Raw genomic sequence first — 13,182 nt, forward strand, 5'->3', positions numbered from 1 at the left:
GATGACCGCGACGGCCAAGGAGAGACTCGACGTGCTCCTCGTGGAGCAAGGCTATTACGAGAGCCGCGAGAAGGCCAAGGCCGCCATTATGGCCGGTCTGGTCTTCCTCGGCACCGAACGGGTGGACAAGGCGGGCACCAAGGTACCGCGCGACGCGGACCTCGTCGTCAAGGGCGCGCCCCATCCTTACGTCAGCAGAGGCGGGTTGAAGCTGGAGAAGGCGATCCGGCACTTCGGCCTCGATCTCGAAGGTGCTGTCATGCTCGATATCGGCGCCTCGACGGGCGGCTTCACCGATTGCGCCCTGCAGAACGGGGCGAAGCACGTCTACGCCATAGATGTCGGCTACAATCAGCTCGACTGGTCGCTGCGGCAGGACGAGCGGGTACGCGTCATGGAGCGGACGAACTTCCGGCACATGACGGCGGATCAGCTCGAAGGCCCCGCGCCCACTTTCGCGAGCATCGACGTCAGCTTTATTTCGCTGAAGCTGATCCTGCCCGCGCTCGCGCCGATGCTGCCTCGGGGAGGCGGCACGGTCGCGCTGATCAAGCCGCAATTCGAAGCCGGCCGGGAGCAGGTCGGCAAGTCCGGCGTCGTCCGGGATGCGGCAGTGCACCGTCAAGTGCTGCGCGAAGTGCTGCTTGCCGCAGCATCGCTCGGATTCGAGCTGGAAGGGCTGACTTTTTCCCCGATTACCGGCGGCGAAGGCAACATTGAATTCCTCGCCTATTGGCGGATCGGAGATTCGTCAGCCTTGGCGGATGACGCTTTCGACGTCCGTGCCGACGAAGTCGTCACGGAGGCCGCAAACGTCTTCCGCAAAAGTTAAGTCATACAAGCCATACGCTATTGTCCGGGCTGGCAGCCGTCCCCCGGAGCTGCCGAAGAACGGCCGGGTACGCGCCGGTTCGCATGCTTGGCGGCTCCGGTTTTTTGCGTCCGCCGACAGGAGAATGTCCCGTCCGCCGCGAACTAGGTTAGGACGAAGGGGGCGGGGGCATGGATCGGTTCGGGGATGGCCTGGTTTTCGTCATTGCGGTAGCCGCGATCGCCTGGTTGGCATGGCGCAGGTTCCGCCGTTGGCTGCACGAGCCGCCCAGTCTGCGGCTGCGCAGGCTGGCCCAGGCCGGCAACATCGTCGAACCCGACGAAGCGGTCGATTTTTTGCAGGAGCAAGGGTACCAGGTGTTGTCCGGCAAGCATCGGGTGCCGCTCGGGGTCATGGTAGACGACGGACCGGTGCAGACGACCCGGATTTATTTCGATTATTTCGTTTCCAAGGGAGACCAATTTTACCTGGTTCGGCTGGAGCGGTCGCGCCAACCGATCGACTGGACGGCGAGCGGCCTTCGGGAACGGCTGCTCCCATACGCGCTGCTGTTCCCGGAATGCGACGGCATCGTCGTGGCCGATCCGAAGGACCGGATGCTGCGCACGGTACGATTTCGAGTGGAGGATGAGAAGGAATGAAAGGGCAAAGGCAACGCAAAATCCGGGAGATGATCGGCGCCGGGGAGATCGAGACGCAAGAGGACCTAGTCGAAGCGCTGCGCAAACAAGGCTTTAACGTGACCCAAGCCACCGTTTCCAGAGACATCAAGGAGATGCACCTCATCAAAGTGCCGCTCGAAGACGGACGCTACAAATATTCGATGCCGCAGGATCAGCGCTACAATCCGACGGTGAAGCTGAAGCGCGCGCTGCTCGATCATTTCGTTAACGCCGAGGCGGCTGAAAATCTGGTCGTGGTCAAAGCGCTGCCGGGAACGGCGGGCACGATCGCCTCGCTCTTGGACAGCATGGAATGGGGCGAAATCGTCGGCACGATCGGGGGGGACGATACGATCCTGCTGATCTGCAGGACGAAGGCGCAAGCCGAGGCGGTCGCCGCCCGCTTTTACGACATTATCCGTTAATCGCCGGCCGTCATGGCTTCGATCGAGGAGGAATCCAAAGATGCTTCAGGAGCTGTCCATCCGCCATTTGGCCGTCATCGAACAGATTCGCATCGCATTTCATCGCGGTTTTCAGGTGCTTACCGGGGAAACGGGAGCGGGCAAGTCGATCGTCATCGACGCCCTTGGCCTCGTCGCCGGCGGTCGCGGGTCGGCGGACATGATCCGTCATGGCTGCGACCGCGCCGATATCGAAGCTGTTTTCGATCTGCCGGAGAGCCATCCGGTTTGGCAGACGTTGCAGAGGCTCGGTATTCAGGCCGATCCGCAGGAGGCGCTGATCGTCCGGCGCGAGCTGCAGGCGCAGGGCAAGTCCGCCGCGCGGATCAACGGCCAGCACGTCACGCTGGCGATGCTGCGCGAAGCGGGCGAGCATCTGGTCAACATTCACGGTCAGCACGAACACCAGTCGCTGCTTCGGACGGACCGCCATCTCGAATGGCTCGATTCGTTCGCCGGCGAGGCGATTCAGCCCCTGAAGGCGGCTTATCAGGATCAGTACCGCGAGTACGTCAATGTCAACCGCGAGCGCAGAGAGCTCGAGGAATTGACTCGGCAGCAAATGCAGATGCTCGATCTGTACCGGTATCAATTGGAGGAGATCGCCGAAGCGAAGCTGAAGCCTGGCGAGGACGAAGTGCTTGCAGAGGAGCGGCGCAAGCTTGCCCACGCGGAGAAGCTCGCGGACGCCGCTTCCGGCGCCTACGATCTGCTGTACGGCTCTAAAGGGATCTCCACGCTTTCCAAAGCGATCTCCCGTCTGGAGGAGATCGTAAAGGTGGACTCGCAGCGTCTGACACCGCTGCTCGAGCAGTTGCAGTCGGCTTATTACGCGGCGGAAGATGTCGCGTTCCAGCTGCGGGACTACCGCGACGAGATCGAATTCAATCCGGAGCGGCTCGCGGAAATCGAGCAGCGGCTGGATCTGCTGTTCGGGCTGAAGCGCAAATACGGTGAGAACGTCGAGGAAATACTCGCTTATCATGCCCGAATTCAGGCCGATACCGATCGTCTTGAGAACCGCGACGAGCGGCTTAAGGCATTGGCCGATCAAGAAGAACGTCTGCGCGAAGATCTTGAGGCGAAGGCGGAGCGGCTTTCGTCGATCCGGCGCGACGCCTCGCGGCAGTTGTCGCGGGCGATTGAAGCCGAGTTGAAGGATTTGCAGATGGAGCGCGCCGTGTTCGAGGTGAAGCTCGAGGCGGGTCCGATCGGACCGACCGGCGCCGACGCGGCCGAGTTTCTGCTGTCCACCAATCCCGGCGAACCGCCGAAGCCGCTCGCCCGCATCGCTTCGGGCGGGGAGATGTCGCGCGTCATGCTGGCGTTGAAGGCGATTTTCGCGCGAATCGATCAGATTCCGGTGCTCGTGTTCGACGAAGTCGACACCGGCGTAAGCGGCCGCGCCGCCCAGGCGGTCGCGGAGAAGCTGTCGCGCCTGTCGGGGCACTGCCAAGTGTTCGCCATCACGCATTTGCCGCAGGTGGCGTGCATGGCCGACGATCAGTACGAGATCCGCAAGCAAGTGACGGAGGACAGCCGTACGGCGACCTCCATCCGGGAACTCGGAAGAACGGAGCGCGTCGAAGAGCTCGCGCGGATGCTGGGCGGCGTGGAAGTGACGGACAAAACCAGACATCATGCGCAGGAAATGCTTTCGCTGGCGGAGCGTCAAAAAAACGCGTGCTGACGCGAAAAACGGTCGATCGAGGAATGTTTTCGGCAACATAAAACGGGAGGGGCACGGTTACCTTATAGGTACGTCGCCGGCGGTTCGAGATTGTGCCGGGGAAGTCTGTAGGGGAGCGTGAGATCTTGAACCGAAAGTCCTCTTTCCGTCGCAGGTTCGGTATCGTTCTGGTCTTATTTCTAATCGCTGCGGTGACGTCGGCTCCGATTCGGCATTTCGCGTCTTTCCCTCACGAGCTTCGGCTGTTCGAGGGCCAAGCCAAGCGCCTGGACTACGCGATGCCGGTTCATGCCCAAGGCAGTCTGGATCCGCAGGTAGCCGCGGTGAACGGCGCCGCTTCTTCCAAATTTCTGGTGGATTTGAATCGGCCGCTGTCGATCCAGCCCAAGCAAAGCGGCATGACCGAGCTCAAGCTTCGGTTGTTCGGCCGCATCCCGTTCAAAACGGTCAAGCTGCAAGTCATCCCCGACCTTCGGGTCATTCCGGGCGGTCAAACGATCGGCGTCAAGGTTCGAGCCGCCGGCATCATGGTCGTCGGCCATCATCTCGTTCAAACCGGCGCGGACTCACGGCTGTCTCCCGGCGAAGACGCCAAACTCAAGCTGGGCGATCTTATCGTATCCATTAACGGAACGGCGCTAAACGACGTCAAGAAGGTCGCGGGAATCGCCGAGCAGGCGGGCAAAACCGGCCGCCCGCTCAAACTGCTTGTTCAGCGGGGCAAATCCCGGTTCGAGACGTCGCTCATGCCCGCGTACGACAGGGAAGACAAAGCTTGGCGACTTGGCCTGTACATCCGAGACTCCGCCGCCGGCGTCGGCACCTTGACTTTTTACGCACCCGATCAAGGCGTATACGGCGCGCTAGGTCATGTCATTACCGACATGGACACGCAGACGCCCATCAGCATCGGGAGCGGCGAGATTTTGCAATCCAACGTCACATCGATTTCCAAAAGCCAGAGCGGAGAGCCGGGCGAGAAACGCGCCCAATTCGTCCGCGAGAGCAAGACGCTGGGCAACGTGGAGCGCAATACGGCTTTCGGCATTTTCGGGCAAATGAGCGAGCTTCCGGGACACGCGCTCAATCCCGAGCCCGTGCCGGTTTCGTTCGCCGAGGAGGTTGAGGAAGGGCCGGCCGAAATCTGGACGGTCGTGAACGGGCAAAAGGTCGAACGGTTCAGCATTCAAATCGTTCACGTATCCAAACAAACCTCTCCCGCAACCAAGGGTATGGTCATTCGCGTAACCGATCCGAAGCTGCTCGAGCGTACGGGCGGCATCGTTCAAGGCATGAGCGGCAGTCCGATTCTGCAAAAAGGCAAGCTGGTCGGCGCCGTGACGCACGTCTTCGTAAACGATCCGGCCTCCGGCTACGGCTGCTTCATCGAGTGGATGCTTCAAGATGCAGGCATTATGCTGAAGCCCGATCAGGTAACATCTAAGGCGGTTTAATCGCCTTAGATGTTCTTATTTTTCCGCAGCGATTTGATTCCATCCGATTATTTGTCGAATTAAAGCGAAATAAATCATGAATTGACGTAAATTTAATATTATATGCCATACGATCAAAAAAATAAAGAAATAAATTTTTCCTCGGAAGGAATTAGGTTCGGTTTGTCGAATTCGGATTAGCAGGGAAACGGTGAGCGTTTCTTAAACCATCTGAGCTGAGTGAGGGAGGATACAACTTTGCCGCGGATCGAAGTATTTCTAGCAGATGACAACCGTGAATTCACCAATTTGCTGTCCGAGTACATTGAAGAACAGGACGACATGACCGTCGTCGGGGTGGCTTACAACGGAGAGGAAGTCATCCGTCAGCTCGAAGAGAGCCGGCTCGTGCCGGATGTCATGATTTTGGATATCATCATGCCTCATCTGGACGGCCTTGGCGTGCTGGAGAAGCTGCGCGAGCTGAATCTGTCTCCCAGCCCCAAGATCATCATGCTCACCGCGTTCGGCCAGGAGAACATCACGCAGCGGGCGGTTCAGTTGGGGGCATCGTATTACATACTGAAGCCATTCGATATGGACGTGCTCGCCAACCGCATTCGGCAGCTGGCCGGCAGCAACGTCGTCACGACCAGCTCCAGCCCGGCTTCCGCTTCGATCTCCGGCGGCGGCTTGCGGTCCAATATCGTCCCGATCGGCAAGCCGAAAAATCTGGACGCCAACATCACGAGCATCATCCACGAGATCGGCGTTCCGGCCCATATCAAGGGCTACCAGTACCTTCGCGAAGCGATCACCATGGTGTACAACAACATCGAGATCCTCGGCGCCATCACCAAAACGCTGTACCCCGCCATCGCCGAGAAGTTCAAGACGACGCCTTCTCGCGTCGAGCGCGCCATCCGCCACGCGATCGAGGTCGCCTGGACGCGCGGCAACATCGACAGCATCAGCCACCTGTTCGGGTACACGATCAACATCGCCAAATCAAAGCCGACGAATAGCGAATTCATCGCGATGGTTGCGGACAAGCTGCGGATCGAGCACAAAGTGAGCTGAAAGAGGGAAACGTAACGTCATTTTAAATCTTGACAAGCAAAAACGGCTCCGCCGTCTTCAAGGAAGATGGCGGTACGTTCTTATCGGAGGTCATACAGAAATGGAAAGGGCTAAAACTTATCCATTCTGTATGACAAACAAACACCGCGCCTCTACGGTCTTTGCACCTGTAGGGGGGCGGTGTTTTACCATTTCGCTGCCGAATGGGGGAGAATCGAATGCGTCTCCTGCGACATCCTGGCGCCAGCTGGACACTGAGTCTGATCGCGACTCTGACCTACTTCATAACCGTTTTGTTGTTTCGAACGTCCCGAGTGCCCTTTTTGGACGGCGTCTTGCTGTTCCTGGCGTATTATGTGGCGTTTGGGCTGCTGTTCGGCTGGCTTCCTTACGTGCTTTATCGCAAGATGCGCCGCACCGCCGCGCGCGGGGTCGTGATCGCGGGTTTCCATTTGCTGTTTATCGTTCTGTTTCTTCAAGCGTTGGAGAATTTTCCGACAGGTCCTTTTCTATCCGGTCATGCGCCATGAGGAAGGACGGACGGGCGAAACGGGAACAATAATCATCGCGTATGTGCGCATGTAAGCCTTTCCGCAAATTCGCGGAAAGGCTTTTTTTGTCGCGCCGGTTCCGCTATGATGGGTGGGTGTGCCTCAAATGGGATCGATTAGGGGAAGGGGAACGGAACATGAGCAATGCCGTGACGAGAAGAATAGCCGATTTGGAACGATATTTGCCCGAACTGACGTTGCCGAGGGAACAAATCGACGCATACTGGGACGACGTGCTCGCAAAGGCGGCGGACAAGCCGCTCCGGGACCGGCGAACCGAAGTGGAGACGCCGTTTCCGCAGCTGCTCGCCTACCGCGTCGAATACGAGGGCTTTGACGATACCCGCATTCACGGGTGGTTCCTGCTGCCCCGGAGCATGGCCGGGCAGAAGCTGCCTTGCGTGGTCGTCTTTCACGGCTACACCGGCAGCAAGGGCTACCCGGAAGACTTTGCGGCGTTCGCTTTGATGGGCGTGGCGGTGTTCGCGGTCGATATCCGGGGCCAAGGCGGAGATACGGGCAACGGCCTGGCGCAATCCTACGGCATGACGCGGGGATGGATTACGCAGGGGATACTAGATAAGGAAACGTGCTACTACAAAGCGATCACGCTCGATGCGCTGAAGGCGCTGGAGTGGGCGGCCGCGCAGGACGAAGTCGACGAGACGCGCATCTGCGTGGACGGCGTGAGCCAGGGCGGCGGACTCGCCTTCATCTCGGCGGCGCTGTCGCCCGTGCCCGCGATCGCCGTGGCGCATATCCCGAACATGTGCCATATGGATTTCGGCATCCTGAATTCGACCAGTTCGCTGAGCGAGGCGGCGGAGTTTGTGCACCGGTTTCCGGATCGGCTCGAGACCGTCCTGGATACGTTAAGCTACTTCGACAATATGAATCTGGCGCATCGGATTCGGATTCCGCTGTTCGTCACCTGCGGCCTGAAGGACATGGTAACGATGCCCGAGACGATCTACGCGGCGTTTAATCGGGTGAACGCACCCAAGACGATTCGCCCGTATCCGTTTTCCGGACATACGGTCGGCGGGGATCAGAACCGGCAGGCGGCCGAATTTATTTCCGCTCATTTTTTTAATTTTTAGGTTAGCTTAAGGTAAAATGTCGAAAAACTGATATAGTGAAGAAATGAATGATAGGCGATACTGAGGAGGATTAAGAAGGAATGAGCGATTTGGAAAAAGACCCGAAATTCCCGGCATCTTCCGAGCCGGAATCGGCAGCGGACAAGCCGGAGGAAACGACGGCGGACAAGCTGCCCGAAACGGAAGTTCAAACGGACCGGGCGGAGGAGCCCGTTTTCGAACCCAATGAAGATCGAATCGTCGACGAGGTGCCCGAAGCGGCAGTCGGCGCGACTGCAGGGACAGCGGCCGCCGCTTCGGCTTCCAAGCCCGCCGCCGTCATCGTCCCTTGGGCGATCGCGGTCATCGCGGTCGTCGCCCTGGCTTTCGTCCTTGTCCGCGGCACGGGCGGCGGCGGGATGAACGAGGCCGTCGGCAAGCTGGACGGCAAGACGATCACGAAGTCGGAACTGTACGACGAGATGGAGAAACAGAACGGCAAGGAACAGCTCGCTTCGCTGCTCGACCAGTATATGACGCTGAAGCTGATCAAGCTGGAGGCCGACAAAGCCGGCGCCAAAGTCGGACAAGCCGACGTCGACAAGGAAATCGCCTCGATCAAGGAGAAGAACGGCTTCACCAGCGACGCGCAGCTGGAGTCGGCGCTGGCTTCCTCCGGCATGACGCTGGAGAGTTTCCGCGAGCAGATTCAGACGCAGGTCGAACTGCGCGCGGTATTCGAGAAGCGGACGGCGCCGAAGGAAGACGATCTGAAAGCCTACTACGAGAAGAACAAAGAAAACTTCGGCACGCCGGAAGAAGTGAAGGCGTCCCATATCCTGCTCGAGACAAAGGAAGAGGCTGAAGCGGTGTTGAAGCAGCTGAAAAGCGGCGGCGACTTCGCCAAGCTCGCCCAAGAGAAGTCGATCGATCCGGGCTCGAAGGACAACGGCGGCGACCTGGGCTTCTTCCCGAAAGGGCGCATGAACGAGCCATTCGAAACCGCCGCGTTCAACCTGAAAAAAGGCGAGATGAGCGGCGTCGTCGAATCTCCGAACGGCTACCATATCATCAAGTTGACCGACCGAAAGGAAGCAGCGATCCCGTCCTACGAAGAAGTGAAGAATGAAGTAAAAAACGCGTTCCTCGACGAAAAAATCAACGAAGGCGCGTCCGAATGGATCGACGAAGCGAAGAAAACCGCCGGCTATCAAAATTTGCTGAGCGACAAGCCCGAGCCGACCCCGGCCGCAAGCGAACCGGCTTCGCCGTCACCTTCCGCAACGGCCAAAGAATAAACGACCGATAATTGAACAAGAGGATGCCAATCCGAAGCCGCCGCAAGCTCCGACAAGGGGCGCGGCGGCTTTTTTTCGTTGAAATCAAGAGTGAGATTCATTATCATTTAGATGAGGATAAAGGGCATTCCGGTCTTCGCTTAGGAGGAACTGATCTTGTTACGCCGATTCGCATCGTTCTACAAGCCCTACAAGGGATTGTTTTATCTGGATTTCTGCTGCGCCGTCGCGGCCGCGCTGCTGGAGCTGGGTTTCCCGCTGGCGGTGAATAAAGTCGTGGACGAGCTGCTCCCCAGCAAGGACTGGCAGCTCATCCTGTGGGCTTGCGGAGGGCTGCTCGCCGTCTACCTGCTGAACACGTTCATGCAGTTCGTCGTGACATACTGGGGCCATATGCTCGGCATCAACATCGAGACGGACATGCGGAAAAAGCTGTTCGAGCACGTGCAGAAGCTGAGCTTCCGGTTTTTCGACAACAACAAAACCGGCCACCTGATGTCGCGCATGACAAACGACCTGATGGAAATCGGCGAGGTCGCCCACCACGGCCCGGAGGATGTCTTCATCGCGCTCATGACGCTGACGGGGGCGTTTGGCTTGATGGCGGCGATTCATTGGAAGCTGGCGCTCGTCACGTTCGCCACTGTTCCGGTGTTGATCGGGCTTTCGATTTACTTTAACGGCAAGATGACGCGCGCCATTCACAGAATGTACGCCGACATCGCGGACTTCAACGCCCGGATCGAGGACAACGTCGGCGGCATTCGCGTCGTGCAGGCGTTTTCGAACGAAGAACACGAGAAGACGCTGTTTCGCACGAACAACCAGCGCTTCCGGCAGGCGAAGCTGCTGGCCTACAAAATCATGGCCAAGAGCGGATCCCTCAGCTACATGCTCATGCGTCTCGTCTCGTTGATCGTCATGATCTGCGGGGCCTGGTTCGTCTTCCGGGGAGAGCTGCATTACGGAGAGTTCATCGGCTTCATTCTGCTGACCAATGTGCTGTTTCGACCGATCGAGAAGATCAACGCCGTCATCGAGACGTATCCCAAAGGCATTGCCGGCTTCAAACGGTACGTGGAGCTGATGGATACGGAGCCGGACGTGGCGGATGCGCCGGACGCGATCGAGGTCGAGGCGCTCCGGGGCGATATCCGCTACAAAGGCGTCTCCTTCGGCTACGAGGAGAACGTTCGGGCACTGCGGGGTATCGATCTGTCGATCCGGGCGGGAGAGACCGTCGCCTTCGTCGGCCCTTCGGGCGCCGGCAAGACGACGTTGTGCAGCTTGCTTCCGCGGTTTTACGAAGTGAGCGAGGGAGCTATTACGATCGACGGCATCGATATCCGCCGGATCAAGCTGTCTTCGCTTCGCAAGCAGATCGGCATCGTCCAGCAGGACGTCTTCTTGTTCGCGGGCACGATCCGCGAGAACATCGTTTACGGCAGGCTGGGCGCAAGCGACGGCGAGGTCTGGGAAGCCGCCAGGCGGGCGCGGCTCGACGACTTCATCCGTTCGCAGGCCCAAGGGCTCGATACGATCGTCGGCGAACGCGGGGTCAAGCTGTCCGGCGGCCAAAAGCAGCGGCTCGCGATTGCCCGCATGTTCCTGAAAAATCCGCCGATCCTCATCCTGGACGAAGCGACGTCGGCGCTCGACACGGAGACGGAGGCGGCGATCCAACAATCGCTGGCGGAGCTGTCGGAAGGACGGACGACGCTCGTCATCGCCCACCGGCTGGCGACGATCAAAAACGCCGACCGGATCGTCGTCGTGACGGAACGGGGCATCAGCGAGCAGGGGCGACATGAAGAGCTGCTGCGCGCGGGAGGGCTGTACAGCCGTCTCCATCAGGCGCAGTTCAGTGCGGCGGCGCGATAACGGACGAAGACGATCCGTTCGCCACCCATGCGGGAAAGCGGTGCGCTTTCCCGCTTTTTTTTCGTGTCGGCGAGGCTTAACAAATGTAAAGAAAATCTTAAGCTTTCTGAAGCTTGGCGCCGTCCGGAGGACAACCGGCTTTGGTTAGGCTATAGTAAAGTAAAGACCGCAGTGAGGAGAGCCATCCCTTGATCCGTAAAATTCTCATCGTAGACGACGATCGCGAAATCGCGAATTTGATCGATATTTATTTGAAAAACGAAGGCTACGCCACGGGGCAAGCCCACGACGGCGAGGAAGCGATTGGCCGGCTCGATCAAGAGTCGTTCGACCTCGTCGTGCTGGACGTCATGATGCCGAAAATGGACGGCCTCGAGGTGTGCAGACGCATCCGTGCGGAGCGGGAGATCCCGATTCTCATGGTGAGTGCGAAGGCCGAGGATATGGACAAAATATTGGGACTCATGACCGGCGCGGACGACTATCTGATCAAGCCGTTTAACCCGCTCGAGCTGCTGGCCCGCGTCAAGTCGCTGCTGCGCCGTTCCTATTTGTTCGGCCAGTCTGCCGGAAACGGGACCGCCGGGCCGGCTTCGTCCGAAGGCATCCTGACGGTCGGGCCGCTGCGGATCAACAAGTTGACGCATTCGGTCGAGGCGGCGGGCAATCCGATTCACCTCACCTCGACGGAGTTCGGCATCCTGTATCTGCTGGCCAGCAATCCGGGGCGGGTGTTCAGCGCGGAAGAGATCTTTCAGCAGGTGTGGCGGGAAAAATACTTCGAGTCCAACAACACCGTGATGGTCCACATCAGCAAGCTGCGGGACAAGCTCGAGCAGGAGCTCGGGGACAAGCTGATCGCCACGGTCTGGGGGGTAGGCTACAAAATTGACGCCTAATTACGCGGGCCGCATGTTGTGGCGGCTCATTTGGCAGATGATCTTGAGCTTCATGCTGGGGATGATCACGGCATCGATCTGTTTTGTCATGGCTACCCGCGTCGCGCATATGGGATCGGTCTATTACCGCCTCATTACCACGATCTACGATCTGTTCGGCCAGGCGGCGCTGTATTACGGCGGCAGCTTCTTTTTCGCCATCGTGTTCATGGGTCTGCTCAACTGGCCTCGCTTTCGCTACCAGCATGCGATCCTGAACGCCGTCGGCTATATCGCCGACGGAAATTTCGACGCCCGGGTTCCCCTTCGGGGAAGCAGTGAGCTGCGCGAGCTCGCGGAAGATACGAACCGTTTCGTCGAGCAGTTGAACCGGTCGCTGGCGGAAGAGCGCAAGGCCGAGCAAACGAAAAACGAGCTGATCACGAACGTTTCCCACGATCTGCGGACGCCGCTCACGTCCATTCTCGGCTATCTCGGGCTGGTCGAGCAGGACCGGTACCGGGACGAGGTCGAGCTGCGTCACTACATCTCGATCGCCTATCAGAAGTCCGAACGGATGCGGGTGCTGATCAACGACCTGTTCGAGTACACGCGCACGCGCCATGCGGCCCACACGCTCAAACCGGTGACCATCAACCTGACGGAAATGATGAAGCAGCTGCTGGAGCATCAGAGGATCCCGCTCGAGGACGCGGGCATGGAAGGATTTTTGCGCGCGACGGATACCGAGGTGACCGTCATGGGCGACCCGGCCAAGCTCGTGCGCGTCTTCGAAAACTTGATCGTCAACGCGATCACATACGGCAAGGAGGGGCGCAGGGTCGACATCGCCATCCACCGCTACCCGAAAGAGGCGGTCGTCGAAGTGGCGAATTACGGCGAGCCGATCCCTTCGACGGACCTGCCCTACATCTTCGACCGGTTTTACCGGGTGGACAAGTCGCGGACGGAGCACAGCGGCGGTTCCGGCCTCGGCCTCGCGATTGCGAAAAGCCTCGTCGAGCTGCACGGCGGCACGATTTCGGCGGACAGCGATACGATGCGCACCGTTTTCCGCGTCTCACTGCCTCTAATGAAGGCTGACGCCGCCTCCCCCAAGAACGGCGCGCCTGCCAAGGCGTAAGCGCATAACGCCTCCGCGGTCTTTCCGGACCGCCGGGGGCGTTTTTTTCCGGTCATACAGAATGTATAAGTTTTACCCCTATCCATTTCTATAAGACCTCCGATAAAAATGTGCCGCCTTCCGGGAAGACGGCGAAGCCGGTTTTACTTGGCGCGTTCGAACGTTTAACTTTTCTTAAGAAAAAACTGAG

The 13,182-nt window shown here is 58.9% G+C and carries 12 protein-coding genes; all 12 read left to right on the forward strand.

Annotated elements, in window-relative coordinates; translation table 11 throughout:
• Position 1: 1 nt before the first annotated feature.
• The 12 genes from LKX83_RS09995 to LKX83_RS10050 all read left to right on the forward strand — a co-directional run bounded on the left by LKX83_RS09995 (position 2) and on the right by LKX83_RS10050 (position 12,992).
• Complete coding sequence (locus LKX83_RS09995) at positions 2-832, forward strand: TlyA family RNA methyltransferase (protein ID WP_227882035.1); 831 nt, start codon at positions 2-4, stop codon at positions 830-832.
• Between the two features lie 170 nt (positions 833-1,002).
• On the forward strand, positions 1,003-1,473 hold the full coding sequence (locus LKX83_RS10000) for a hypothetical protein (protein WP_227882036.1): 471 nt from the start codon (positions 1,003-1,005) through the stop codon (positions 1,471-1,473).
• Positions 1,470-1,919 carry a transcriptional regulator AhrC/ArgR gene (gene ahrC / locus LKX83_RS10005; protein WP_227882037.1) on the forward strand — a complete coding sequence of 150 codons (450 nt, stop codon included), beginning with the start codon at positions 1,470-1,472 and terminating at the stop codon, positions 1,917-1,919. Before LKX83_RS10000 ends, ahrC begins: the two co-directional genes overlap by 4 nt.
• A 40-nt stretch (positions 1,920-1,959) precedes the next feature.
• Positions 1,960-3,648, forward strand: a complete 1,689-nt coding sequence (recN, locus tag LKX83_RS10010; protein ID WP_227882038.1) for a DNA repair protein RecN — start codon at positions 1,960-1,962, stop codon at positions 3,646-3,648.
• 125 nt (positions 3,649-3,773) lie between these two features.
• Positions 3,774-5,102 carry a SpoIVB peptidase gene (gene spoIVB / locus LKX83_RS10015; RefSeq protein ID WP_227882039.1) on the forward strand — a complete coding sequence of 443 codons (1,329 nt, stop codon included), beginning with the start codon at positions 3,774-3,776 and terminating at the stop codon, positions 5,100-5,102.
• 237 nt (positions 5,103-5,339) lie between these two features.
• Positions 5,340-6,161 (forward strand): sporulation transcription factor Spo0A, encoded by an 822-nt coding sequence (gene spo0A / locus LKX83_RS10020; protein ID WP_227882040.1) that lies wholly within the window; start codon positions 5,340-5,342, stop codon positions 6,159-6,161.
• 218 nt (positions 6,162-6,379) lie between these two features.
• Entirely contained in the window at positions 6,380-6,691 is a 312-nt protein-coding gene (locus tag LKX83_RS10025; RefSeq protein WP_227882041.1) for a hypothetical protein, read from the forward strand.
• Positions 6,692-6,849: 158 nt separating this feature from the next.
• Positions 6,850-7,812: an acetylxylan esterase gene (locus LKX83_RS10030; RefSeq protein WP_227882042.1), complete on the forward strand. Its 963-nt coding sequence runs from the start codon at positions 6,850-6,852 to the stop codon at positions 7,810-7,812.
• Between the two features lie 80 nt (positions 7,813-7,892).
• Positions 7,893-9,089 (forward strand): peptidylprolyl isomerase, encoded by a 1,197-nt coding sequence (locus LKX83_RS10035; RefSeq protein ID WP_227882043.1) that lies wholly within the window; start codon positions 7,893-7,895, stop codon positions 9,087-9,089.
• Positions 9,090-9,245: 156 nt separating this feature from the next.
• A complete protein-coding gene (locus tag LKX83_RS10040) occupies positions 9,246-10,970 on the forward strand; it encodes an ABC transporter ATP-binding protein (protein ID WP_227882044.1) in 1,725 nt (574 codons plus the stop codon).
• Positions 10,971-11,161: 191 nt separating this feature from the next.
• The gene (locus tag LKX83_RS10045) at positions 11,162-11,869 is read left to right on the forward strand and encodes a response regulator transcription factor (RefSeq protein ID WP_227882164.1); all 708 of its coding nucleotides are present in this window, start codon (positions 11,162-11,164) and stop codon (positions 11,867-11,869) included.
• The gene (locus tag LKX83_RS10050) at positions 11,859-12,992 is read left to right on the forward strand and encodes a sensor histidine kinase (RefSeq protein WP_227882045.1); all 1,134 of its coding nucleotides are present in this window, start codon (positions 11,859-11,861) and stop codon (positions 12,990-12,992) included. Before LKX83_RS10045 ends, LKX83_RS10050 begins: the two co-directional genes overlap by 11 nt.
• Positions 12,993-13,182 lie beyond the last annotated feature (190 nt).

This window comes from Cohnella baijiui, from assembly GCF_020731285.1.
Taxonomy (GTDB): Bacteria; Bacillota; Bacilli; order Paenibacillales; family Paenibacillaceae; genus Cohnella.

Coding starts and splice junctions, on each gene's coding strand:
- LKX83_RS09995 (WP_227882035.1), top strand. CDS start 2: ATGACCGCGACGGCCAAGGAGAGACTCGACGTGCTCCTCGTGGAGCAA.
- recN (WP_227882038.1), top strand. CDS start 1,960: ATGCTTCAGGAGCTGTCCATCCGCCATTTGGCCGTCATCGAACAGATT.
- LKX83_RS10035 (WP_227882043.1), top strand. CDS start 7,893: ATGAGCGATTTGGAAAAAGACCCGAAATTCCCGGCATCTTCCGAGCCG.
- ahrC (WP_227882037.1), top strand. CDS start 1,470: ATGAAAGGGCAAAGGCAACGCAAAATCCGGGAGATGATCGGCGCCGGG.
- LKX83_RS10000 (WP_227882036.1), top strand. CDS start 1,003: ATGGATCGGTTCGGGGATGGCCTGGTTTTCGTCATTGCGGTAGCCGCG.
- LKX83_RS10030 (WP_227882042.1), top strand. CDS start 6,850: ATGAGCAATGCCGTGACGAGAAGAATAGCCGATTTGGAACGATATTTG.
- LKX83_RS10025 (WP_227882041.1), top strand. CDS start 6,380: ATGCGTCTCCTGCGACATCCTGGCGCCAGCTGGACACTGAGTCTGATC.